Origin of the sequence: Massilia cellulosiltytica, from assembly GCF_047325105.1 — a bacterium.
Taxonomy (GTDB): Bacteria; Pseudomonadota; Gammaproteobacteria; order Burkholderiales; family Burkholderiaceae_D; genus Telluria; species Telluria orientalis.
On sequence record NZ_CP168562.1, the window covers coordinates 2,643,084 to 2,665,188 of the forward strand.

Here is a 22,105-nt window from a genome sequence, read left to right on the forward strand (position 1 = left end):
TCTCCAGGCGTCGATCACACCAGGGTATCGACCGGGTCAGGCGGCAGAGGTTCCCGCCGCCAGGCACACCAGCTTGATCTCCATCTGCAACGCCACCAGCAACGTGGTCTGGACGAACCCCAGCTCCCCCCTGACGGGATGCCGGAACCGCCGCTCCCCGCCTTCCCGGTGCAGCACGTCCTGCTTGTCCCAGCATTGTGCGAACAACGTGCTATCGCGGCACAATTGTTCGACCAGCGCCTGCATGTCCCCATCCGCGGGCCGCCGGTGGAAATCGGCCCGGAATTCCGCCGCCAGCCGCCGGGCCCGCGTGTCCCAGTCCACGATGAGCTCGCGCGCGGCCGGATGCAGGAAGACGTAGCGGAGCAGGTTGCGGTCGGGCGCGTCCGCGTCCAGCCAGCCGACGAACAGTGCGGCGGCGGCGTCGTTCCAGGCGCGTGCCGTCCACGTGTGGTCAAGCAGGTAGGCCGGCGCGGCCATCAGCGCCGGCAGCGCCAGCAGCGCCGGGGACAGGTCGTCGACGTGGTCGGGCAGGGCGCGCGGATCCTTCTTGCCGGCGAGGTCGAACAGCGACGCCCGCTCGGCCGCGGACAGCTGCAGCGCGTCGGCCAGGCGCGACAGCGCGGCCACGGACGGCTGCACGTCGCGGCCCTGTTCCAGCCACGTGATCCATGTGACGCCGAGGCCGGCCGCGTCCGCGAGTTCCTCGCGCCGCAGGCCGGGCGTGCGCCGGCGCGTGCCGGGCCGGGCGGGCGTCAGGCGCGCGCGGTGGGCGCGGATGAAGGCGCCGAGCATCTGGCGCTGGTGTGCGTCGGTCATGGTGCTCCTTATACCAGGATAAACAGGCTCCTTGTAACAGGAAAACGCCTCGCAGACAATGACCAAACGATCAAACCCAGGAGCCAATATGCACAACCACGATGCCACCGTCCTCGAACAATACGATTCCCGCGCCGAGGCCTATCTCACCAGTGCCGTGCACGCGGCCGGCGCGGACCTGGAGCGGATGGCGGACCTGATCGGCCACCGTCCGGATGCCGTCGCGCTGGACATGGGTTGCGGCGGCGGCCATGTGGCGTTCCGCATGGCGGGCCAGGTCGGCAAGGTCGTCGCGTACGACCTGTCCGCCGCGATGCTGGACACGGTCGGCGCGGAAGCGCGTCGGCGTGGGCTGGACAATCTCGTCACGAAACAGGGCGCGGCCGAAGCGCTGCCCTGTCCCGATGCGTCGTTCGACGTCGTCGCCACCCGCTACAGCGCGCACCATTGGGGCGCGTTCCGCGACGGACTCGCGCAGATGCGCCGCGTCGTGAAGCCGGATGGTCTCGGCCTGTTCATGGACGTCGTCTCGCCCGGCGTGCCATTGCTGGACACATGGCTGCAGACGCTCGAGCTGCTGCGCGATCCGTCCCATGTGCGCAACGCGTCGGTGGCGGAGTGGCAGACGGCGCTGGCGGCCGTCGGCTTCGCGGTCGACGATGTGGTCACGTACAGGCTGCGCCTGGAATTCGCGTCGTGGATCGCGCGTATGCGCACGCCCGACGTCCACGTGGCCGCGATCCGTTCGCTGCATGCGCGCGCAGCGAGCGAAGTGAAAGACTATTTCCAGATCGGGGAGGACGGCAGCTTCACGGTCGACACGGCCCTGATCGTGGCCCGTCCGGTTTAAGCGCGCAAACGGTCGACGCGCAGCCGCTGGCGGTCGTCGCCGAGGGCCCGCACGGCCAGCAGGGCGGCGCCGACGGACGCCATGCCGCTCGCGCCGGCCAGCAGGAACATCAGCAGGATCTGGTATTTGACGGCCTCGATCGGGTCCATGCCCGCGAGCAGCTGGCCCGTCATGATGCCGGGCAGGGTGATGATGCCGGCGGCCGACATCTGGTTCGCCACGGGGATCATGCCGCGCCGCGTCGCGCTGCGCACGAGCGGGCCGATGGCTTCGCGCAGCGGCGTGCCGAGCGCGAGCCGCGCCTCGATGCGGGCGCGCTCGCGCACGCCGCCGTCGAGGATGCCGTCCAGCGCGAGGCTGGCGGCGTTCAGCACGCTGCCGAGGACGATGCCCATCAGCGGAATCGCGTAGCGCGGTTCGTACCACGGCGTCGGGCGCACGGCCGTCGTCAGCGCCAGCAGCACGGTCGCGACACCGGTGCAGGACACGACGGCGGCGCTGATCCGGTAGTTCACGTGGCGTTTCAGGCGCTGTTTCGGCCGGGTCGCGACCTCGCGCGCGGCGGCGGCGATCATGAACACGACGACGGCCAGCGTGGCCGCCGCGGAGCTCGTGGCGAACACGTGGCGCAGCACGAGGCCGACGATGGCCAGCTGCGCCACCATGCGCACGGCCGCGACGAGGATCTGGCGATGCAGTCCGAGGCCCAGCGCGAGCGACAGCGCGGCGTCCAGTACGATCAGTAGCGCGGCCGCGAGCAGGTCCCACGTGCCCAGGTGGATCGCATTCATGTCGTCGTCAGCTTTCCCTGTTCGAGCCGGAAGATGCGCTGCGCGAGGCGGTGCGCCTGTTCGCCCGCGTGCGTGACGACCAGTATCGCCATGCCGGCCGCCAGCTGTTCGCGCAGCAGCGCCTCCACGCGCGCGACGCCGTCGGGATCGAGGGCGCCCGTCGGTTCGTCGAGCAACAGCACGCGCGGACGCCGGGCCAGCGATCGGACCAGGGCGAGGCGCTGGCGTTCGCCCGTCGACAGGCGTTCGATCTCCGTGTCCAGCAGGGCCGGGGCCAGGCCCAGCGCGGCCAGCGTGGCGTCCATGAACTCACGGCCGGCGTTTGCGAAGTGCGCGCCGGCTGTCGCTTCCCACCATGCGGGTTCGGCCGCCTGGTAGACGACGGCGGCGCGCCAGGCGGGCGCGGACATCGACGACGCGGGCCGCCCGTCCAGCAGGGCGTCGCCGTCGTGCGGATCGAGGTCGGCCAGCATGCGCAGCAGGACGCTTTTTCCGGCGCCGGACGGTCCCTGGATCGCGACGCATTCGCCCGCGTGCACGTCGAAGGTGAACGGTCCGCCGAACGGCGAACGCAGATCGCGTGCCGACAACAGGACCGTCGCGCTCAACCCAGCCACGCGCGTAACACGTCCGCGCTTTGCGTCATGCCGGATTTCAGGCGGCGTTCGGCCTGCGCGGCGCATTGTTCGGGCGTGCCGGCGCCCTGGTCGGACGCCTTCATCGCCATCGCCCTGGCGGCGATGCCGAAGGCGAGGATCGCTTCGTCCCAGGCGAGGCCCGAGGCCAGCGCGTGTTCGACGACGTGCGCCGTCAATGCGCCGAGCCGGTCGACCCGTGCACGGTCCATATTGTCCAGTTTTAGCATCGTTCGTTCTCCCTGGCTATCGTTGGCCACGTTGTAGCACGCACGCGGCGGCGCGTCCGTGCGGTGGCGATCACGAACGGGCGGCGGCGCGGATCAGGTCGAAGGGAGACATGTCGCGCACGGCCGAGCGCGAGTTCAGCAGGCTGTTGTCGAAGTGGCCGAAGCCGCCCGGCACGCCGGCGCGGTCCTGCCAGTGGCGCAGGGGCGTCTCGTCGGCGCCGGACTGCGCTTCCAGCTCCAGCTGTTTGACGCGCACGGTCAGGGTGGCGACGGTGCTGCGCAATTCGGCCAGTTCGCGGTCGCGCTCGAGCAAGGCCTGCTCGTGGGCGGCGCGCAGCAGGCGCATGCGCTCGTCGAAGTCGGCGTGCAGGCGGTCGGCCACTTCGTCGACGAGGGCGTGCAGGGCGCGGCCCGTGTCCTCGCGGCGCATGCCCGGCACGGCGTCCGCGCCGCCGTCTTCGGCGCGCAGCTCCTTCAGGTATTTGTGGATGGTCGACTTGGACCCACTGTCGCCGAGTGCATGGCGCACCGCGTCGACGGAGGGGTGACGGCCCTCCGCCAGCAGCCGGTCGCGGGCTTCCCTGACCTGTGATTTCGTGAGTCCGCTGCGCGCCATGTGTCATCCACCTTCGTCGAATCCGATCAGGAACTGGCCTGATTCACCAGTCCGCGGTGCTGCACGCGATTCAGTTTCGGATGCACGACCGGGACAGTCAGCATTGTACTGCCGACGGCCATCAAAAGCAGCGCCGTGAACGTTTCGCTCGTGATGATCTGCTTGTCGAGCAGGATGTTGGCGAAGATGATCTCGATGAGACCCTTCGTTTGCAGCAGCCAGCCGATGATGGAGGCCTCGCCGTCCTTCCATTTCAGGACCTTGCCGGCGATGTGGGCGCCGGCCAGCTTGCCGCCGACGGACGCGAACAGCAGCAGGCCGCCCGCGAAGAACACGGCATAGCCGCCCAGGTCCCACTTGGTGCGCAGGCCGGTGCTGAGGAAGAACACGGGCATCAGGACGAGCAGCACGTTCTCGAAGAGCGTGTCCAGGTGTTCCTGCCTGAACCAGTCGGCGTCCATCACGACGCCCGCCAGGAACGCGCCCACCATGAAGTGCAGGCCGGCCCAGTCGGCGCCGAACGCGCAGGCGATCAGCCAGATCATCGCCACGTACCAGCGGTCGTTCTGGCCGAGGCGCGCCATCAGGCGGCGGAACACGAACGTCAGCACGGCAAACGCGACGAGGAAGCCGAGCTGGCGCCCGATGCGCTCCCAGTCCAGCAGGATGAGGGCAAGAACCCCCCAGATCGCGACGTCGTCCAGGCTGCCGTAGCGGAGGATGCGCTGGCCCATCGGCAGGCGCAGGATGTCGAGCTTTTGCATCAGCAGCACGAGGATCGGCAGCGCGGTCACGGCGCAGGCCATCCCGGTGCCCAGCGTGAACTGCCACGGCGCCGCCTTCGCGCCCATCCAGCCCGGATAGGCCATCAGCAGCACGGCGGCCGCGCAGCCGAACAGCAGCGGCGTGCCCAGCGCGAGGCCGGCCGTCGTCGCGCTCTCGCGGCGGTAGGTCCACACCTTCTTGAGGTCGAGCTCCACGCCGGCAAGCATCACGAACAGCATCACGCCCCATTGCGCGATACCGTTCAGCGTCTTCACGACGTCCGGGTTGAACACGAACTTGTGATAGTCCGGGAAGGCCGCGCCCAGCACGCCGGGGCCCAGCACCACGCCCATGATGATCTGGACGATGACCAGGGGCGCGACGTAATCCGTGCGGCCCAGGCGCCAGATGGCGTACGGGACGACGAAGATGATCAGCATCGCGAGCAGAAAGATTTCGGTGGTGCTCATGGGTCTCCTTGTTGTATTACGTAATTATGTAACGTCATCCTAGCGAGAAATTGAACAGATGAAAAGGATTTCATGAGGCATTGCAGAACAGACAATTTGTTGTCATGACATAAGAAAATCGTTACGATTCTGCGACGCGCCCAGCCGCGCCAACGACGAGGACCCCGTGGCATTCGACTTTTTCCGCAAGATTTCCCGCGCACCGACGCATCCCCGCACGGTGTCCCGGCCGCGCGAATTCGACGTCGCCGACCTGTACCGGGGGCCGGTCGCCGCGGACGGCGGCACCGACGGCGCGGACGACATCGCGGGACAGCTGGACGAGAAGCTGCGCCAGGCCTACTTCTGGATCGTCAACAAGGCGATCATCAGCCCGCACTACGACATCGAATTCAACGAGGGCCCGCCGCAGACGTTCACGGTGGGCGACAGCCGCCGCACCCTGACGCTGCCGTCGGGCCAGAGCTATTCCAGCTTCGTGCTGCTGCCGCTGCTGACCTTCGCCACGCGCCGCAAATGCCTGTTCATCGGCGGCCCGGGGCGCGGCAAGACGGCCAGTGCGGTGCTGATGGGCGTCCTCGCCGGCAGCAGCGTGCGCGACGTGCGGCGCGCCATGCAGCACGGCCATCCGCAGATGACGATCGCCGACCTGCTCGGCAATCCGCTGCCGGCGGACCTCGTCAACGCGCAGGACATGGCGCAGATCCGCATCGCGTGGCGCGCGTGGCTGGGCATGCGCGTCAAGATCGTCGACGAGTACAACCGGATCCCCACGCGCACGCAGAGCGCACTGCTCACCGTCATGGGCGACAACTACGCGGAAGTGCTGAACCAGGTGTACGAATGCCCGGAGTCGGCGTGGTACCTGACGGCCAACGACGAGCAGGGCGGCGGCACGTACGAAGTGATCGAAGCGCTGCGCGACCGCATCGACGTCGTCGTGCAGGCGCTCGCGTTCAACCCGCGCTTCCTCGACGAACTGCTCGTGCGGATCGAGGAAGACGTGCGGCCGGAAGAGCTCATGCCGCGCGAACTGGTGTTCACGGACGAGGAGGTCGACCGCATGGGCCGCGCGATCCGCGCCGTCGAGGTGCCGGACGACGTGCGCCGCCGGGTGGAGTTCTTCGCCAGCCAGTTCGAGCTGGCCGAGATGGCGGGCGGCCAGTTCGAGTACATGACGAAGGACACGGCGCGCCTGTCCGGCATCGCCTGGCACGAGCTGGCTGCGCTCGACAACGGGCGCGATCGCATGAAGGACCTGGGCTGCCAGACCCTGAACGGCCTCTCGGTGCGCAATCTCATGACCTTGCTGCTGTTCGCCAAGGCGCTCGCCTGGTTCCGCGGCAATCCACAGGTGGAGCTGGACGACGTGCGCCAGATCCTGCCGTTTGTCCTGCACGACAAGCTGCGGCCCGACCCGGACGCGCCGTTCTTCGCGCTGCCCGAAAATGGCCCGTACCGGTCCGACCGCGTGAGCTGGCTGCGCCGCCTGTTCGACCTCGCGAGCGCGGAATACGCGCGCCTCGATCTCGACCGCAACGATGCCGTCGGGGAGATGGCAAACGAATTCGCGCAGGGACTGGACGGCGTGTCGGAGCGCGAGACGCGCGCGCGCCTCGTGCGCATCGAAAAGCTGATCGGCGAGCGGGTCAAGGGCCGCAAGCTGTACGGCCACCTGTACGACGACCTGCTGAAACTGAAATACCTGCACCAGCGCTACACGAACTACCTGGCGTGGCTGCGCGCGCAGGCATGATCTCGTCCGCCTTCGCCGCCGCGCTGGCCGCCGGCCGCAGCGCCTTCAACCAGCGCGTGCGCGACGCGCGGCGGCATTATCCGGCGTTCCGCACGGACGTCCTGCAGCGCTTCCTGTCCGATGAGGTCGACGGCGTCGTCGGCGCCGTCGATCCCGCCCGTGCCGGCGCCGTTGCGCATGCCGCAGTCGACGTCGCGCTGGAACTCGTCGGCCGCGCCCTCGTCGGCCCGGGCGCGCGCGCGGGCACGCCGGCCGCCGTGTGGCGCACGCTGCTGCCGCGGTACGCGGGTCTCGTCGCGGCGCATCCGGACACGGTGCCGGCCATGCTCACGAACGCCGCCATTCACCTGGATACGTTGGCGGGCGTGCGCGGCGCGGACTGGATCGCGCAGCTGGCCGCGCTCGCGCCGCGCGTCGCCACCGTGGACGAATTGCGCGTCGTTGGCCAGGTGGCGGCCTGGCGCGCGGGCGCGGCGCATTTCCGGACTGGCGCCATCGCCGCCGCGGACGCGCTGCCGGCCGCGCTGGCGCTGGCGGCGTTCGGCGCGCGCGCTGACGATGCGTGGCCGGAGCTGCGCGCGCGCATCGCCGCCGATCCGTGGTGGACGGCCGATGGCGCCGACGTCACGGCGGGGCGCGAGGTGGGCGGATTCACGGGCTTCGGCGGCGCGTTCGCCGAACCGCCCGAGGTGCGCGCGGGCGCGGACGGCTTCGTCGTGCGCGCCGGGGAACGCTGTCACCTGCTGCTGGCCGACGCGTACGGCGCCGTGCTGCTGGCCGCCACGCCCGACGAGTTCGACCGGGCGGCGCCCGGCGGCGCGGTGCAGGTCGATGCGCGCCGCATCGCGCCCGACCTGCCGGCGGACGGCCTGGCCGTGTGCGCGAGCGGTCCCACGCTGGCGCTGACGTCGCCGTACACGCATGCGATCCGCGTGCTGCCGCGGGGGCCGCGCTGATGGCGAACGACATGCAGCAGTCGACGGCACGCTGGCGCGCCGCGTGGCCGCAGGCGCTGGCCGTGTGGAGCCGCTATACGCACCTGCACGACCCACGGCTGTGCGCCAGCACGCTGGCGGCGGCGAAGGCGGGCCTGCACGGCAGCTTCGCGATGATCCGCCTCGCCGACCAGAGCGTCGTGATCGACCTCGAAGCCGTGCGCAACTATGGGCTCGACGATTACGCCGTCGAGATCCTCGCCCACGAGATCGGCCACCACGTGCTCGCACCCGGCAATGCGACGGACCACCTGCGCATGCTGGCGCGCATCCGGCATGGGCTGCCCAGCCTGGAAGAGCAGGCGCCGCTCGTTGCGAACCTGTACACGGACCTGTGCATCAACGACAGGCTGCAGCGCCAGGGCGGCCTGCGCATGGCCGACATCTATCGCGCGCTGGCCCGTGCCAGCACGCCGCGCAACCCGATGTGGACGTTCTACATGCGCCTGTACGAACACCTGTGGCAGCTCGGACGCGGCACGCTGGCGGGAGAAAGCGTGACGGAAGCGATCGACGCGGACGCGTGGCTCGGCGCGCGCCTCGTGCGCGCCTACGCGGAGGACCGGATGACGGGCGCCGGCCGCTTCGCCGCGCTCGTGCTGCCGTACATCGCGGACGACGCCGGCCGCCTGGCCGCGCTGCACGCGCTGCACGACACGGAGACCGCGGCCGCCGGCTGCGCGCCCGGCGCCGTGCACGAGGTCGAGGACGGCGAAGCGGATGCGGCGCTGCACCCGGCGCACGACCCGCGCGTCACCGGCGAGGACGGCGAACCGGCCGACGCGCCGCCCGCACACGGGCCCGGCCAGGCCCGCGAGCCGTTCGAATACGGTGCGATCCTGAAGGGCGCCGGCATCGCGCTCACCGACCACGAGATCGCGATGCGCTATTACCGCGAACGCGCGCAGCCTTACTTGATCCCGTTCCCGCGCCGGCGCGCGCCGACAGCGGGCGAACCGCGCATCGCGGCCGTCGAACCGTGGGACATCGGCGAGCCGCTCGACCGCATCGACTGGCTGCACAGCCTGATGCTGAGCCCACGGCCGATCCCCGGCGTGACGACGGTGCAGCGCGGCATCGAGACCGACGCCGGCACCGAGGAAACGCCCATGCCCGTCGACCTGGACCTGTACGTCGACAGCTCCGGCTCGATGCCAGATCCGCAGGTCGCGACGTCGTACCTCGCGCTGGCCGGCGCCATCGTCGCGCTGTCGGCGCTGCGCGCGGGCGCCTCCGTGCAGGCCACGCTGTGGAGCGGCACGGGCCAGGTGACGGTCACGGACGGCTTCGTGCGCGACGCGGACGCCGTGCTGCGCGTGATCACGGGCTGCTTCGGCGGCGCCACCGCGTTCCCGATCCACCGCCTGCGCGACACGTATGCGGCCGGCCCGCGCCGCCGGCCCACCCACATCCTGATGATTTCCGACGCGGGGATCGACACGATGTTCGCGGACGACGAGCGGGGCAACAGCGGCTGGGACGTCGCGGCGACGGCGCTGCGCCACGCGCGCGCCGGTGGCACGATGGCCCTGAACATTCCCGAAGATTGGCCGACGCTGGCGCTGGTGCAGTCGAGGTATGCGAACCCGTGGAAGACGCTCGTGCGCGCCCGCGACGAACAGCGCTGGGACGTGCAGGCCGTCGCCGACATGGCGCAGCTCGTCGCATTCGCGGGCGCGTTCAGCCGGCGCCGCTGGGCCGACGCGGCGGGCCGGGGAGGATCGCGGTGAGCGTGGAAGGTCCGGACCTGGAGAGCCTCGTGCGCCGTCTTGCAGAGACGCCGCCCGAGTTCACCGACGAGCCGAGGATCGCCGGCAGCGGCCGCGTCGCGGTGGCCGCCGTCGTGAACGACCTGCTGCACCTGCACGGCGCCCGGGCGCCGCACGCCGCGCTGGCGCCGTTCGAAGGCGGCAGCGTGCGCGCCGACCGCAACCGCCTCGCGCTCGTGCTGGTCATCGCCTGGCTGCTGGCCGACGACGGCCTGCGCGCGCTCGATCCGGGGCAGCCCGCGCTGCTGGCCGCGCTGGCCGGCGTGGCGCAGGAACTGGCGGCCGTGCCGGCGCACCGCTACGTGGACGATGCCGAGCGGCGCGAGGAACTGGCGCGCACGGTGCTCGCGCGGCTCGGCGGCCACCCGTACGGCGAAACGCCGGAACAGGCGGCCGACCGCCTCGCCGCCGTCAGCGCCGCGGAGCGCCGCCGCCTGCTCGACGCGAGCCGGGCCGCCGAGCGGCGCGCGCGCGAGATCCGCGAAGCGCTGGTGCGCAAGGCCGCCGAGGAATCGGCCGACAAATGGACACGGGAATGAGCGACGACGGTCTCGACGCGGAACGCTTCCCGACGCTGACGGCGCACGGCCGGCGCATGCTCGACTTCATGCGCGACCACCCGCACGCGCCCGTGTACCGCAACCGCAGCGGCAACCGCCTGCTCGCGCACGAGGTGGCGGCGCAGCGCGCGTACGAGACCGAGGTGGCGGCGGCGACCGTCGGCTGGGAGCCCGGCACGTTGCCGGACTGGGTGATGCCGTTCGTGGCCGAGACGTTCGCCACCGTGCCGCATTACCGCGCGCTCGGCTCGGCACCGCGCCGCTTCGGCGATATCGCGCCCGTGTCGCGCGCCGATTTTGCCGCCGACGTGGCGCAATTCGTGCCCGACCACGTGTCCCTCGACCGCATGATGCACTTCCGGACGACGGGCACGACGGGCCATCCGCTCCTGATCCCGTCGCACCCCGTCGTGGCCGCGCGCTACGCCGCCTTCCACAAACGCGCGCTGCGCCGCGTCGGCATCGTGCCGGCGTACGGCCGGGGCCAGGTGGGCGTCGTCCTGCTGGGCTGCCAGCGCCAGTGCTTCACCTACGTGTCGGTGTCGCCCGCGATGGACGAATCCGGCCTCGCCAAGATCAACCTGCATCCCGACGACTGGCGCGATCCGGACGACCGCGCCCGCTACCTCGATGTGCTGGCGCCGGAAATCGTCGCCGGCGACCCGATCTCGTTCGCCGAATACCTCACCTTGCCGCTGAAGACACGGCCGCGCGCGCTGATCTCGGTGTCGATGCTGCTGCTGCCCGGCCTGCGCGCGCGGCTCGAGGAACGCTTCGGCTGTCCGGTGCTGGACATCTATTCGCTGAACGAAGTGGGGCCGGTCGGCGTGTTCGATCCGGCCGCCGGCGGCCACGTGCTGCTGCAGCCGCGGCTCTACGTCGAGATCCTCGACACGGGCGAGATCGCGGTCACGGGCGGCTTCAATTTCTGCCTGCCCCTGCTGCGTTACCGGACCGGCGACTTCGGCGCGCTCGCCCACGGTCCCGCCGGCCCCGTGCTCACCGGACTATCCGGCCGGCGACCGGTCCGCTATCGCGCGCGCGGCGCGTGGATCAACAACATCGACGTCACGCACGCGCTGCTGCCGCTTCCGCTCCCGCACTTCAACGTGCACCAGCGGAGCGACGCCGCCATCGTGCTGCGGCTGGCGCCCGGCGGGATGCCGTGGGCCGATGCCGCGCGCGCCGCGCTGGCGCGGCTGTTCGGCGCATCTGTCGACGTCGAGCTGCTGGATGCGGACGGCAAGACGCTGCAGTACACGTCCGACCTGGCGGGGGCGCACGATGGATAAGCCGATCAACAAGCGTTTTGCACGCGGCCTCGTCGTCGGCAAGTTCGCCCCGCTGCACCGGGGCCACATGCACCTGATCCAGAGCGCCATCGATGCCTGCGCCGAGGTCCTCGTCATCAGCTATACGAAGCCCGAGTTCGCGGGCCACGGTCCCGCGGCGCGCGCGGCGTGGCTCGCGGCCGTGTTTCCGCAAGTGCGAAGCCTCGTCGTGGACGACGCGTGGCTGGCCGAGTGGTCGCGGCGCCACGGCCGGCGCGAACGCCGGCGCCTCCCGCACAACGACGACCATGCGGACGTGCACCGCGCTTTCACGGCCTGGCTGTGCACGGCAGTCTGCGGGACGACCGTGGATGCCGTGTTCACGAGCGAGGATTACGGCGACGGCTTTGCCGCGGCGCTGTCCGCGCATTTCGGCGCCCGGTCGCGCCGGCCGCACGAGGTGCGCCACGTGTGCGTCGACCGCGAGCGCGTGACGGTCCCCGTGTCCGGCACGCGCATCCGGGCGGACCTGCACCGGCACCGCGCCTTCCTGCATCCGGAGGTGTATGCGACGTTCGTGCGCCGCGTGTGCCTGCTGGGCGGCGAATCGAGCGGCAAGACGACGCTGGCCCGGGCGCTGGCGCGGGAGCTCGGCACCGTGTGGGTGCCCGAGGTCGGGCGCGAACTGTGGGAAGAGCGGGACGGCCGGCTGGATTACCCCGACATGCGGCGCATCGCCGAGCGCCAGGTGGCGCGCGAGGAAGCGCTGCTGCGCGACGCCACGCGCTGGCTGATCTGCGACGGCAGCGCGCTGACGACCGTGTTCTACAGCCTCGATGGTTACGGCAGGGTCGACCCGGCCGTGCGGCGCCTGGCGGAACTGCCGTATGCGCACACGTTCCTGTGCGCGCCGGATGTTCCGTTCGTGCAGGACGGCACGCGACGCGACGCGGCGTTCCGCGCGCGCCAGTTCCGCTGGTATGCGCGGGTGCTGGAGGCGCGGGGGATTCCGTACGTGCTGCTCGACGGGCCCGTCGCGCGGCGGGTCGCAACGGTGCGGGCCACGCTCGCGGCGTCGTGAGCCCGCGCCTACATGGCAGCAGCGTGTCGTCCGATTGGGCAAGATGCAGTGCGGTCCCATATGGCGTGTATTGTCGTTACGCCAAGGAGCACATCATGACGGATCAGAAACGCGGCGATCCCAGCCGCCATACGAACTTCCCGGCCGCGTCGCCAGAAAGCAACGTGAACCCGCCGGGCGCGCCGCAGAGCAGCCGCGGCAGCGCGACGGAACCGATTCCCGGCGTCGACCGGGGCAACCGCCAGAGCGGCGAGGCGCAGACGCCGGACGATGCGGCCGCAACGGCCGACCGCGGCACGAGCCGCCGTGACGGATAAACCAACGGTAATGCTCCGGTAATAAAAAATACGGGGTCCGCGTTCCGTCCCGTGCGTGAGGATGCTCTACAATAGTTGTAAAGCATCAGGAACACGGATCACATGTTTCACCTGCACATTTCGGTCGTCCGCCGCGCGCTGGCGATCGCCGGCCTGGCCCTGCCTCTCGCAGGGTCCGCCGCCTCGTCTGTCACCCCCGGCGTCTACTTCGAAGAGATGACGTCGCCGGAATTGCGCGACCGCATCGCGGCCGGCGCCACGACGGCCCTCGTGCCCATCGGCGGCACCGAGCAGAGCGGCCCGCACATCGTCCTCGGCAAGCACAACGTCCGCGCCCGCTTGCTGGCGGGACGCATCGCCGCCAAACTCGGCGATGCCGTCGTCGCGCCCGTCGTCGCCTACGTGCCGGAAGGGGCGATCGCGCCGCCGGCCGCGCACATGCGCTTCGCCGGCACGATCTCGATCCCGGACGCCGCGTTCGAGGCGCTGCTGGAGTCCACCGCGAAAAGCCTGTGCCAGCACGGCATCCGCGACGTGTTCTTTTTGGGCGACCACGGCGGCTACCAAACGAATGAAGCCAGGGCCGCCGCGCGGGTAAATCGAAGCAACGGCGGTGCCGGCGGCTGCCGCGCTCATGCGCTGGGCGCCTATTACGATGCCGCCACGACCACGTTCAACGCCGACCTGAAACAGCGCGGCTTCACGGACGCCGAGATCGGCACGCACGCGGGCCTCGCCGACACGGCGCTGTCGCTGGCCGTCGACCCGGCGCTCGTGCGTCCGGCACAGCTCGCGGCCGGCGCGCGCGGCGGCGTGCGCGCGGGCGTGCATGGCGATCCGACCCGTGCCACCGCGGACCTGGGCCGCGTCGGCGTCGAGCGCATCGTCGATGCGTCCGTGGCCGCGATCCGTGCCGCCCGCGCACCGTCTCCGAATTCCTCCCATCGAAAGTAAAGAGTCATCGTGTCCTCCAAAACCACCATCGGTGCCGTCCTGGCCCTGGCCGTCGTGGCCGGCGGCGTCGTCGCGTCGCGCTTCGTCGATGCGACCGCGACCGCGTCCGCGACCGCGCCTGCGCCCGTCACCAAATCCCCAGCCGTGGTCTCCGTGCCCGGCATGCCGCGCGTCGTCGATCCGCACAACGTCTACAGCGAGATCACGCAGCTGAGTCCCGTCGTCAAGGGCGACCTGGAACGCGTGTACGTGCCGAACCTGCGCTCGAACGACGTGTCCGTCATCGATCCGGCGACGCTGAAGGTCGTCGACCGCTTCAAGGTGGGCCGCAGCCCGCAGCACGTGATCCCGTCCTGGGACCTGCGCACCCTGTGGGTCGCGAACAATGCCGAGCGCACGGGCGACGGCAGCCTGACGCCCATCGATCCGCGCACCGGCAAGCCCGGCGCGAACGTCCCGGTCGACGATCCGTACAATATGTATTTCACGCCGGACGGCAAGTCGGCGATCGTCGTGGCGGAAGCGCGCCACCGCCTCGACTTCCGCGATCCGCACACGATGGCGATGCAGTACGCGATCGAGGTGCCCAAATGCGGCGGCATCAACCATGCCGAGTTCTCGATCGACGGCCGCTATGCGCTGTTCACGTGCGAATTCGACGGCAGCCTCGCGAAGATCGACCTCGTGGAGCGCAAGGTGCTCGGCTACCTGAAACTGACGATGCCGTCCACGCGCTTCCGCGAAGGCGTCGACCCGACGGCGCCGGGCGCCAGCGAGATCTGCACGTCGAAGAAGGGCATGCCGCAGGACGTGCGCATGTCGCCGGACGGCAAGCGCTTCTACATCGCCGACATGGACGCGGACGGCGTGCACGTCGTCGACGGCGACAACCTGACGCAGATCGGCTTCATCCCGGTCGGCATCGGCACGCACGGCCTGTACCCGAGCCGCGACGGCAAGTTCCTGTACATCGCGAGCCGCGGCACGCACCGCATCCACGGCAAGCCGAAGGGCAAGGGCAGCGTGGCCGTGCTGGACTTCGCCACCGGCAAGATCGTCGCCAACTGGCCGGTGCCGGGCGGCGGCAGCCCGGACATGGGCAACGTCAGCGCGGACGGCAAGTGGCTGTGGCTGTCCGGCCGCTTCGACGACGTCGTCTACCGCATCGACACGAAGACGGGCGCCATGCAGAAGGTGAAGGTCGGCGGCGAACCGCATGGCCTGACGGTCTGGCCGCAACCTGGCCGCTACTCGCTGGGCCACACGGGCAACCTGCGCTGATCCGCGCGCAGGCCGCACCAGTCTGGCAACGCTACGTTGCAGATTGGCGACGGCGGGACGAAATCTGATTAATTGGTGCCTAGTTCATTTCCACTAGGCACTAATGGTTTCTATAATTAATCGGATCAACCAACGTCCTGCCCATCATGCTAAAAAATATCACTATTAAAACGCGCCTGATCTTCGTGATCGCGCTCCTCGGCCTGGAATTGATCGTGGGTGCCACGGTCGGCCTGGTCAGCCTCGGCCACGCCAACGGCCAGATGCAATCCATGTATTCGGACGGGCTCGTCTGTGTGGGCGAGCTCGACAAGATCGTCCGCGCCATGGACGAGAACCAGGTCAACCTGTCACGCGCGCTGACGGCCGAGCCGGGCAAGGTCGCCGGCCTCGTCGACGACATCGCGCGCAATAATGCAGTCATCGACACGCAGTGGAAGGCGTACATGGCCACGGCGATGACCGGCCATGAACAGCAGGAAGCCCAGCGCTTCATGCAGCTCAAGACGAAGTTCGTCGACGAGGCGCAGCAACCGATCGTCGCCGCCGTGCGCGCCGGCGACACGGCGCGCGGCACGGCGCTCGTGCACGGTCCGATGGTCGAGCTGTTCCGCCCCGTGAAGGCGTCGATCGACGCGCTGATCCAGATCCAGCTGGACGAGGCGGCCGCTGCCAACCAGCGCTCCCGAACGATGTACGAGATCGTGCGCTTCGTCTGCCTGTCCGGCATGGTGCTGGGCCTGATCCTGGCCGGCTTCGTGGGCGCCATGCTGATCAAGAGCATCGTGCGGCCGCTGGACAAGGCCGTGCGCATCGCCGGCGCCGTCGCGGACGGCGACCTGACGCAGGATATCCCTGTCCGCGGGCGCGACGAGACGGGTCAACTGATGCGCGCGCTGAGCGAAATGAACACGGGCCTCGCGCGCATCGTGGGCCGCGTGCGCACGTCGACCGATACGATCGCCTCGGCCTCGGGCCAGATCGCGAGCGGCAACCTGGACCTGTCGGAGCGCACGGAGCAACAGGCCGCGTCGCTGGAACGCACGGCCACGTCGATGGAACAGCTGACCTCCACCGTGCGCCAGAACGCGGACAACGCGCGCCAGGCGAACACGCTGGCGCAGTCGGCGTCGGAAGTGGCGGCCAAGGGCGGCACGGTGGTGACGCAGGTCGTGGCGACGATGGGCGCGATCAACACGTCGGCGACCCGCATCGCGGACATCATCGGCGTCATCGACGGTATCGCGTTCCAGACGAATATCCTCGCGCTCAACGCGGCCGTCGAGGCGGCCAGGGCGGGCGAGCAGGGCCGCGGCTTTGCCGTCGTGGCATCGGAAGTGAGGAATCTGGCGCAGCGCAGCGCCGCCGCCGCGAAGGAAATCAAGTCGCTCATCGACGACTCGGTGCAGAAGGTGCACCATGGCTCGGCACTGGTCGATCAGGCCGGCGCCACCATGGGCGAGATCGTCGGCAGCATCAACCGCGTGACGGACATCATGTCGGAGATCATGGCGGCCAGCGAAGAGCAGTCGTCCGGCATCGAGGAGGTGAATCGCGCCATCGTCCAGATGGACCAGGCCACGCAGCAGAACGCGGCCCTCGTGGAGCAGGCGTCGGCGGCCGCGCAGCAGTTGCGCGAGGAAGCCGACAGCCTGGCGCTGGCGGTCGGCGCGTTCCGCCTGAACGTCCAGGCCGGCGCCGCCGCGCGCCCGGCGGCGGCGCAGCTCGCGGGGCGCTCCCCGCCCGGGCGCTGCCGCGGATCAGGACTGGCGGCGCTTGCGTGCCGCCGCGAGGCCGGCAGCGCCCAGGCCCAGCAGCATCAGCGACGCCGGTTCCGGCACGTTGCCGCCGGCGGCGTCGGCCTTGCGCTCGACCACGTTCGCCATGAGGTTCAGCGTCAGGTTATAGCCCTTGCCCAGGGTGTCGGACGCATAGGTGCCGTCCGGCGTCGCGTCGGCCAGGGTCAGCTGGTAGGTTGCCGTGTTCTTGCCCAGGACGGTCGCGAGGAACGATGCCGTATAGCCGTTGGAGCCGCCCTGCACCAGGTTGTCGAACAGCGCCAGGCTCGTGCCGAACACGTTGTTCGCGTCGGTCTCCGCGACGTTGGTCAGCTTCAGGCCCACGCGGTCGTTGTCGGCCAGGTTGGCGATCGAAAAGTCCTTGGCCTTCACCGTGTCGTTCAGGTAGACGTTGCCGAAATCGAGCGTCAGCTCGGTGACCGCCGACTTGCCGTCGAACGACTGTGCCGCGTGCAGCAGGTAGCTGTAGGTTGCGCTCAGCTCGCCTGTCCAGTTGATCGTCGACGTCGTGGTGGCGTCGGTGAGGAACTGGTTCGACGTCGTTTCCGCCGTGTTCGAGACCGCCAGCAGGTCGGCGAGGAAGCTGCCGCTGCCGACGTAGGCGTTCAGCGCCGTGCTGTTCACCGTCGTGTTGTTGTCGACCTGCTTTTCGCTGACGCCATCGCTGCAGCCCGTCTTGATCTTGCCGGTGAAGGTGCAGGTGTCCTTGATGTCGCTTTGCGATGCGCTCGCGCCCGTGACGCCGGTCGGAATGCCGAGGCTGATCGAGCTGCTGGCCGTGCCCTTGGCCGTGAACGTGCCGTCGTTGTTCCCGCCGGTGCCGCCGGTGCCGACGGTGACGGTCGTCGTCTGCTTGTACTTCGACACCAGGTTGACGGTGGCGCCCGTCAGCACGCCCTTGCTCTTGTCGAACTGCGCGACTGCGGCGGTCTTGAGGGTATCCATGTTCGTATTCGCCTTGCCGCTGCTTGCGCCGTCGGAACTTGTCTTTCCGCCGCCGAGCGTGTCCGTCACAGTATTGCTCACGTTGAACTTGGTCGTCGTGGTCGGGTCCAGAAGCGTCGCGTGGGCGAGAGTCGGGACCAGGGCGCTCATGGCGGCGAGCACGGCAGCATTCAGGGTAGTCTTCAGCATGTTGTTTCCTTTGGGTTGATCAAACGATGAGGTTGTCTTGTGACATTTTTTGTTTTGCTCATCGACATAACGCAAGGAACGTGCCAAAAACTATAACTATCTGTTCTGCAAGGAAATGGATTTTGAACAAAAATCAATGTCTAGGTGCTATGTAAAGATTCTCGACAGAAATAAAAATTTCCTGTGGAAACATCGTGACATTGATTGTTGTCTAATGCAGATGGGCCGGCACGCGTTGCGGCCGCGTACCCGGCGGCGGTGCCTGGCGCGTGGCGGCGGCCACCTCCGTGCCGGCATCCCACGGTAGCGACAGCACGGCCTCCAGCGCATCGGCGACCTGGCGGCCCAAGCCGACATCGCCGCCCTCGATCTGGGGCAGTGTGCGGTGCAGGGCGCACAGCACGACGGCGTAGTCGGCCCGGCGCGGGTGCAGCGCGGCGTCGCCGAGCCGTTCCAGCAGCGCTTCCTCGCGGCGGAAATCGGCTTCGACAGCTGCCACGACGGCGGGGAAATCCTGGACGAAGGCGTCGTCCGGCTGCGCCTGCAGGGCGGCGACACGCGCGCACAGCCGCGCCCGGCTCGTGCGCAGGGCCGCGCAAGCCGCGAGCGGATCGGCGTCGGGATGATGGAAATGCATGATCTACCTCACTCTCGTCGATGATGACGAGCAGTGTCCGGGCGACGCGGGGTTTTTTGTTTGATCTGCCTCAAAAGCTAGGGATTCCCTCTCCGGTAAATCGGTGCCGCACCGTCTCAGTGCGCGAGGAGGAGCGGCGCACTGGACCTTTCCGGCAGCTCGCGGGTGACGTCGCCGATCGTCCATCCCTGGTCGCGGCTGTGGCGACATGCGCTCGATACTAGGCACAGCCTTTAAACATAGTCCAGACCGGCGGAACGGCAAATTGATTCTGTCAATGTCGTACCGCCGCGCGATCGAAAAAATCATCGGCAGAGCGCGCCGCACAAGCATATGCTTAAGTTGCATATACATATAGCGGAGACAACGATGAAATTCGGAATGCAACCCGGCCGCGTAAAAGCTCACCTGCACCTGTCGCACATCCACCGCCCGCATTTCCATATGCCGCACATGATGCACCGCGACTGGCACGCGTTCGAGCCTGTGCTGCGCGTCGCGCAGATCATCCTGCTGGTCATGCTGGCCCTGCCGTTCGCGCAATTCGTCGCGAAAACGATCGTGTGGGCGTTCAGGTCGCTGTTCGGGTGAATCGATCAGCGAATCGATCAGCGAATTGAGCCGCGCAAACGGCGCGGCTGCTTTAGCATGAACCGGATCTGACCACGATCCGGACCACCATGCCATTGCCTTCTTCCGCCCGTCGCCGTTTGACCCTCTCGTTGTTGTCCGTGCCGTTCTGGTGCCATGCCGCGCCGGACGGCCGTCATCTGTCCATTCTCGACACCGGTGCCGTCGCCGACGGCGCCACGCTCAATACGCGCGCCATCCAGTCCGCCATCGATCGCCTGGCCGGGCAGGGTGGCGGCACGGTCGTCGTGCCCGTGGGCGTATTCGTCAGCGGCGCGCTGTTTCTCAAGCCGCGCGTCCACCTGCACCTCGACAAGGGCGCCGTGCTGCGCTGCTCGACGGACATGCGGCATTTCCCGGTCCAGCGCACGCGCATCGAGGGTCACTTCGAGGAACGCTTCAATCCGGGCCTGGTCAACGCGTCCGGCTGCGACGGCCTGACGATCACGGGTGAGGGCACGCTCGACGGCGCCGGCCGCCCGATCTGGGACCAGTTCTGGAAACTGCGCAATGCGTCTAAGGAGAAGGGCAACTTCCGCAACCTGGACGTGCCGCGCGCCCGGCTGGCCGTCATCGAAGGCTCGCGCGGCGTGACGATCGCCGGCATCACGTTCAAGGATTCGCAGTTCTGGAACCTGCACCTGTACCGCTGCCGCGACGTGGTCGTGAAGCATGCCAGCTTCGAGGTGCCGGACGATTACAAGCAGGCGCCCAGCACGGATGGCATCGACATCGACAGCTGCCAGGACGTGCTCGTCGACGGCTGCCGCTTTTCCGTGACGGACGACTGCATCGCCGCGAAGGGCACGAAGGGACCGCATGCGCTCGCGGACAAGGACAGCCCGCCGACGGAACGCATCCGCGTGCGCAACTGCACGTTCCGCCGCGGCCACGCGCTGTTCACGTGCGGGAGCGAGGCGACCGTCGTGCGCGACGTCGTCGTCGAACGTTGCCGCGTGCAGGACGTGGGCGCCATCGCGCACCTGAAACTGCGGCCGGACACGCCGCAGCGCTACGAAGACATCACGTTCAGCGACCTCGTGCTGGACTCCGGCAAGGGCGAGATCGTGGCGATCCGCCCGTGGAGCCAGTACTTCGACCTGCAGGGCGAGGCGCCGCCGCATTCGTACGTGCGCGGCCTCGTGCTGGACGGCCTGCGCGGCCGGTTCGGCGCCTTCGGCATCGTCGCACCGAACCCGGGCCAGACCGACATCGACGGGATCGTGCTGCGCAATATCGATGTGCAACTAACCGACGAGCGGCTGCAGGTAAAAGACGCAGGCAAGCCGGTGGTGGAGAACGTCGTGGTCAACGGCAAGCCCTGGGTCGTGTAGGGCCTGCCGGCGTCCGGTGTCAACGTACCAGGCAGGGGCGCTTGTTGTCGAACTTCCAGCCCGGGATCAGGAACTGCATCGCAACGGCGTCGTCGCGCGCACCCAGGCCCATGTTTTTATACGCCTGGTGCGCTTTTTCCAGTTCCGTTTCGTCCAGTTCGATGCCCAGGCCCGGTTTCGCCGGGACGTGCACGAGGCCGCCCTCGATCTTCAGCGGTTCCTTCGTCAGGCGCTGGCCGTCCTGCCAGATCCAGTGCGTGTCGATCGCCGTGACCTTGCCCGGCGCCGCCGCGCCCACGTGCGTGAACATGGCGAGCGAGATGTCGAAGTGGTTGTTCGAGTGCGAACCCCACGTCAGGCCGAACATCTGGCACAGCTGCGCCACGCGCACGGCGCCCTGCATCGTCCAGAAGTGCGGGTCGGCGAGCGGGATGTCGACGGATTGCAGCTGGATCGAGTGGGCCATCTGGCGCCAGTCCGTCGCGATCATGTTGGTCGCGGTCGGCAGGCCGGTGGCGCGGCGGAATTCGGCCATCACTTCGCGGCCCGAGAAGCCGTTCTCGGCGCCGCACGGGTCTTCCGCATACGCGAGGATGCCGTGCTTGTCGTGGCACACGCGGATCGCCTCGGCCAGCGACCAGGCGCCGTTCGGATCGAGCGTGATGCGCGCGTCCGGGAAGCGCTCGTGCATCGCGATGACGGCATCCATCTCGTCGTCGGCCGGCAGTACGCCGCCCTTCAGCTTGAAATCGTTGAAGCCGTAGCGCTCGCGCGCGGCCTCGCACAGGCGCACGACGGCGTCCGGCGTCAGCGCTTCTTCGTTGCGCAGGCGGAACCAGTCGTTGCCGGCGTCCGGCTCGGCGCGGTAGGCGAGGTCCGTCTTCCCGCGGTCGCCCACGTAGAACAGGTAGCCCAGCATCTCGACGGCATTGCGCTGCATGCCTTCGCCCAGCAGTGCCGCGACCGGCACACCCATGAACTGGCCCAGCAGGTCGAGCAGCGCGGATTCCACCGCCGTGACGGCGTGGATCGTCGTGCGCAGGTCGAACGTCTGCTGGCCGCGGCCGCCCGCGTCGCGGTCGGCGAACGCGGTGCGCATCGCGTTCAGGACGTTGTTGTACTCCCCCAGCGTCTTGCCGACGACGAGGGGGCGCGCGTCTTCGATGGTCTGGCGGATCTTTTCGCCGCCCGGCACCTCGCCGAGGCCCGTGTTGCCCGCACTGTCCTTGAGGATGACGATGTTGCGGGTGAACCAGGGGCCGTGGGCGCCGGAGAGGTTCAGCAGCATGCTGTCCTGGCCGGCGACGGGGACGACGCGCAGTTCGGTGACGACAGGGGCGCTGGTAACGATGGTGGTCATGTTGGCTGTATCGGTTGGGGGACAAATCGTGCCCCATGATATCTTTCGATC

At 68.9% G+C, this 22,105-nt stretch carries 21 protein-coding genes and 1 pseudogene; 13 read left to right on the plus strand and 9 right to left on the minus strand.

Annotated features, from left to right (window positions below; translation table 11 throughout):
- Positions 1 to 36: 36 nt before the first annotated feature.
- The gene (locus ACEN9H_RS11660; protein ID WP_413674865.1) at positions 37 to 819 is read right to left on the minus strand and encodes a helix-turn-helix transcriptional regulator; all 783 of its coding nucleotides are present in this window, start codon (positions 817 to 819) and stop codon (positions 37 to 39) included.
- An 88-nt stretch (positions 820 to 907) separates the two neighbouring features.
- Between ACEN9H_RS11660 and ACEN9H_RS11665 the strand changes: the two genes are divergently transcribed.
- Complete coding sequence (locus ACEN9H_RS11665) at positions 908 to 1,669, plus strand: class I SAM-dependent methyltransferase (protein ID WP_413674866.1); 762 nt, start codon at positions 908 to 910, stop codon at positions 1,667 to 1,669.
- On the opposite strand, the gene ACEN9H_RS11670 is transcribed toward ACEN9H_RS11665, so the two are convergent.
- From ACEN9H_RS11670 to ACEN9H_RS11690, 5 genes are all read right to left on the minus strand, one after another.
- Positions 1,666 to 2,460 (minus strand): ABC transporter permease, encoded by a 795-nt coding sequence (locus ACEN9H_RS11670; protein WP_413674867.1) that lies wholly within the window; start codon positions 2,458 to 2,460, stop codon positions 1,666 to 1,668. The two genes, ACEN9H_RS11665 and ACEN9H_RS11670, sit on opposite strands and share 4 nt — an antisense overlap.
- Positions 2,457 to 3,077, minus strand: a complete 621-nt coding sequence (locus ACEN9H_RS11675) for an ATP-binding cassette domain-containing protein (protein WP_413674868.1) — start codon at positions 3,075 to 3,077, stop codon at positions 2,457 to 2,459. Before ACEN9H_RS11675 ends, ACEN9H_RS11670 begins: the two co-directional genes overlap by 4 nt.
- Entirely contained in the window at positions 3,065 to 3,325 is a 261-nt protein-coding gene (locus ACEN9H_RS11680) for a hypothetical protein (protein ID WP_371757529.1), read from the minus strand. Before ACEN9H_RS11680 ends, ACEN9H_RS11675 begins: the two co-directional genes overlap by 13 nt.
- A gap of 70 nt (positions 3,326 to 3,395) precedes the next feature.
- On the minus strand, positions 3,396 to 3,941 hold the full coding sequence (locus ACEN9H_RS11685; RefSeq protein ID WP_413674869.1) for a DNA-binding protein: 546 nt from the start codon (positions 3,939 to 3,941) through the stop codon (positions 3,396 to 3,398).
- Between the two features lie 26 nt (positions 3,942 to 3,967).
- The gene (locus ACEN9H_RS11690) at positions 3,968 to 5,176 is read right to left on the minus strand and encodes a cation:proton antiporter (RefSeq protein WP_413674870.1); all 1,209 of its coding nucleotides are present in this window, start codon (positions 5,174 to 5,176) and stop codon (positions 3,968 to 3,970) included.
- A gap of 166 nt (positions 5,177 to 5,342) precedes the next feature.
- Here ACEN9H_RS11690 and ACEN9H_RS11695 point away from each other — a divergent pair, with 166 nt between their 5' ends.
- The 10 genes and pseudogenes from ACEN9H_RS11695 to ACEN9H_RS11740 form a co-directional block, all read left to right on the plus strand.
- Complete coding sequence (locus tag ACEN9H_RS11695) at positions 5,343 to 6,932, plus strand: AAA family ATPase (RefSeq protein WP_413674871.1); 1,590 nt, start codon at positions 5,343 to 5,345, stop codon at positions 6,930 to 6,932.
- Entirely contained in the window at positions 6,911 to 7,888 is a 978-nt protein-coding gene (locus ACEN9H_RS11700) for a hypothetical protein (RefSeq protein WP_413674872.1), read from the plus strand. The genes ACEN9H_RS11695 and ACEN9H_RS11700 overlap by 22 nt, the downstream gene beginning before the upstream one ends.
- 11 nt (positions 7,889 to 7,899) lie before the next feature.
- On the plus strand, positions 7,900 to 9,657 hold the full coding sequence (locus ACEN9H_RS11705) for a VWA domain-containing protein (protein WP_413674873.1): 1,758 nt from the start codon (positions 7,900 to 7,902) through the stop codon (positions 9,655 to 9,657).
- Positions 9,654 to 10,235, plus strand: coding sequence for a hypothetical protein (locus ACEN9H_RS11710; RefSeq protein WP_413674874.1), 582 nt, complete (start codon positions 9,654 to 9,656; stop codon positions 10,233 to 10,235). The genes ACEN9H_RS11705 and ACEN9H_RS11710 overlap by 4 nt, the downstream gene beginning before the upstream one ends.
- Positions 10,232 to 11,548, plus strand: coding sequence for a capsule biosynthesis protein CapK (locus tag ACEN9H_RS11715; protein WP_413674875.1), 1,317 nt, complete (start codon positions 10,232 to 10,234; stop codon positions 11,546 to 11,548). The genes ACEN9H_RS11710 and ACEN9H_RS11715 overlap by 4 nt, the downstream gene beginning before the upstream one ends.
- Complete coding sequence (locus tag ACEN9H_RS11720; RefSeq protein ID WP_413674876.1) at positions 11,541 to 12,608, plus strand: AAA family ATPase; 1,068 nt, start codon at positions 11,541 to 11,543, stop codon at positions 12,606 to 12,608. Before ACEN9H_RS11715 ends, ACEN9H_RS11720 begins: the two co-directional genes overlap by 8 nt.
- A 95-nt stretch (positions 12,609 to 12,703) precedes the next feature.
- On the plus strand, positions 12,704 to 12,925 hold the full coding sequence (locus tag ACEN9H_RS11725; RefSeq protein WP_413674877.1) for a hypothetical protein: 222 nt from the start codon (positions 12,704 to 12,706) through the stop codon (positions 12,923 to 12,925).
- A gap of 102 nt (positions 12,926 to 13,027) precedes the next feature.
- Complete coding sequence (locus ACEN9H_RS11730; RefSeq protein WP_413674878.1) at positions 13,028 to 13,879, plus strand: creatininase family protein; 852 nt, start codon at positions 13,028 to 13,030, stop codon at positions 13,877 to 13,879.
- 9 nt (positions 13,880 to 13,888) lie between these two features.
- Positions 13,889 to 15,160 (plus strand): YncE family protein, encoded by a 1,272-nt coding sequence (locus ACEN9H_RS11735; RefSeq protein WP_082577344.1) that lies wholly within the window; start codon positions 13,889 to 13,891, stop codon positions 15,158 to 15,160.
- A gap of 146 nt (positions 15,161 to 15,306) precedes the next feature.
- Positions 15,307 to 16,680 (plus strand): annotated as a pseudogene (locus ACEN9H_RS11740) (methyl-accepting chemotaxis protein); the annotation flags it as partial.
- 240 nt (positions 16,681 to 16,920) lie between these two features.
- Here the strand turns inward: ACEN9H_RS11740 and ACEN9H_RS11745 are convergent.
- Positions 16,921 to 18,093: a PEP-CTERM sorting domain-containing protein gene (locus ACEN9H_RS11745; protein WP_413674879.1), complete on the minus strand. Its 1,173-nt coding sequence runs from the start codon at positions 18,091 to 18,093 to the stop codon at positions 16,921 to 16,923.
- 211 nt (positions 18,094 to 18,304) lie between these two features.
- Positions 18,305 to 18,730, minus strand: a complete 426-nt coding sequence (locus tag ACEN9H_RS11750) for a hypothetical protein (protein ID WP_413674880.1) — start codon at positions 18,728 to 18,730, stop codon at positions 18,305 to 18,307.
- A 369-nt stretch (positions 18,731 to 19,099) separates the two neighbouring features.
- Between ACEN9H_RS11750 and ACEN9H_RS11755 the strand changes: the two genes are divergently transcribed.
- Both ACEN9H_RS11755 and ACEN9H_RS11760 read left to right on the plus strand, forming a co-directional pair.
- Positions 19,100 to 19,321 (plus strand): hypothetical protein, encoded by a 222-nt coding sequence (locus tag ACEN9H_RS11755; RefSeq protein WP_413674881.1) that lies wholly within the window; start codon positions 19,100 to 19,102, stop codon positions 19,319 to 19,321.
- A gap of 89 nt (positions 19,322 to 19,410) precedes the next feature.
- Positions 19,411 to 20,694, plus strand: a complete 1,284-nt coding sequence (locus ACEN9H_RS11760; protein WP_413674882.1) for a glycoside hydrolase family 28 protein — start codon at positions 19,411 to 19,413, stop codon at positions 20,692 to 20,694.
- A gap of 19 nt (positions 20,695 to 20,713) precedes the next feature.
- Here ACEN9H_RS11760 and gudD read toward each other — a convergent pair whose 3' ends face one another.
- Positions 20,714 to 22,054, minus strand: a complete 1,341-nt coding sequence (gene gudD / locus ACEN9H_RS11765; RefSeq protein WP_413674883.1) for a glucarate dehydratase — start codon at positions 22,052 to 22,054, stop codon at positions 20,714 to 20,716.
- Between the last annotated feature and the right edge of the window lie 51 nt (positions 22,055 to 22,105).

Coding starts and splice junctions, on each gene's coding strand:
- ACEN9H_RS11750 (WP_413674880.1), bottom strand. CDS start 18,730: ATGCATTTCCATCATCCCGACGCCGATCCGCTCGCGGCTTGCGCGGCC.
- ACEN9H_RS11745 (WP_413674879.1), bottom strand. CDS start 18,093: ATGCTGAAGACTACCCTGAATGCTGCCGTGCTCGCCGCCATGAGCGCC.
- ACEN9H_RS11680 (WP_371757529.1), bottom strand. CDS start 3,325: ATGCTAAAACTGGACAATATGGACCGTGCACGGGTCGACCGGCTCGGC.
- ACEN9H_RS11715 (WP_413674875.1), top strand. CDS start 10,232: ATGAGCGACGACGGTCTCGACGCGGAACGCTTCCCGACGCTGACGGCG.
- ACEN9H_RS11725 (WP_413674877.1), top strand. CDS start 12,704: ATGACGGATCAGAAACGCGGCGATCCCAGCCGCCATACGAACTTCCCG.
- ACEN9H_RS11670 (WP_413674867.1), bottom strand. CDS start 2,460: ATGAATGCGATCCACCTGGGCACGTGGGACCTGCTCGCGGCCGCGCTA.
- ACEN9H_RS11685 (WP_413674869.1), bottom strand. CDS start 3,941: ATGGCGCGCAGCGGACTCACGAAATCACAGGTCAGGGAAGCCCGCGAC.
- ACEN9H_RS11755 (WP_413674881.1), top strand. CDS start 19,100: ATGAAATTCGGAATGCAACCCGGCCGCGTAAAAGCTCACCTGCACCTG.
- ACEN9H_RS11760 (WP_413674882.1), top strand. CDS start 19,411: ATGCCATTGCCTTCTTCCGCCCGTCGCCGTTTGACCCTCTCGTTGTTG.
- gudD (WP_413674883.1), bottom strand. CDS start 22,054: ATGACCACCATCGTTACCAGCGCCCCTGTCGTCACCGAACTGCGCGTC.
- ACEN9H_RS11660 (WP_413674865.1), bottom strand. CDS start 819: ATGACCGACGCACACCAGCGCCAGATGCTCGGCGCCTTCATCCGCGCC.
- ACEN9H_RS11705 (WP_413674873.1), top strand. CDS start 7,900: ATGCAGCAGTCGACGGCACGCTGGCGCGCCGCGTGGCCGCAGGCGCTG.
- ACEN9H_RS11665 (WP_413674866.1), top strand. CDS start 908: ATGCACAACCACGATGCCACCGTCCTCGAACAATACGATTCCCGCGCC.
- ACEN9H_RS11690 (WP_413674870.1), bottom strand. CDS start 5,176: ATGAGCACCACCGAAATCTTTCTGCTCGCGATGCTGATCATCTTCGTC.
- ACEN9H_RS11730 (WP_413674878.1), top strand. CDS start 13,028: ATGTTTCACCTGCACATTTCGGTCGTCCGCCGCGCGCTGGCGATCGCC.
- ACEN9H_RS11720 (WP_413674876.1), top strand. CDS start 11,541: ATGGATAAGCCGATCAACAAGCGTTTTGCACGCGGCCTCGTCGTCGGC.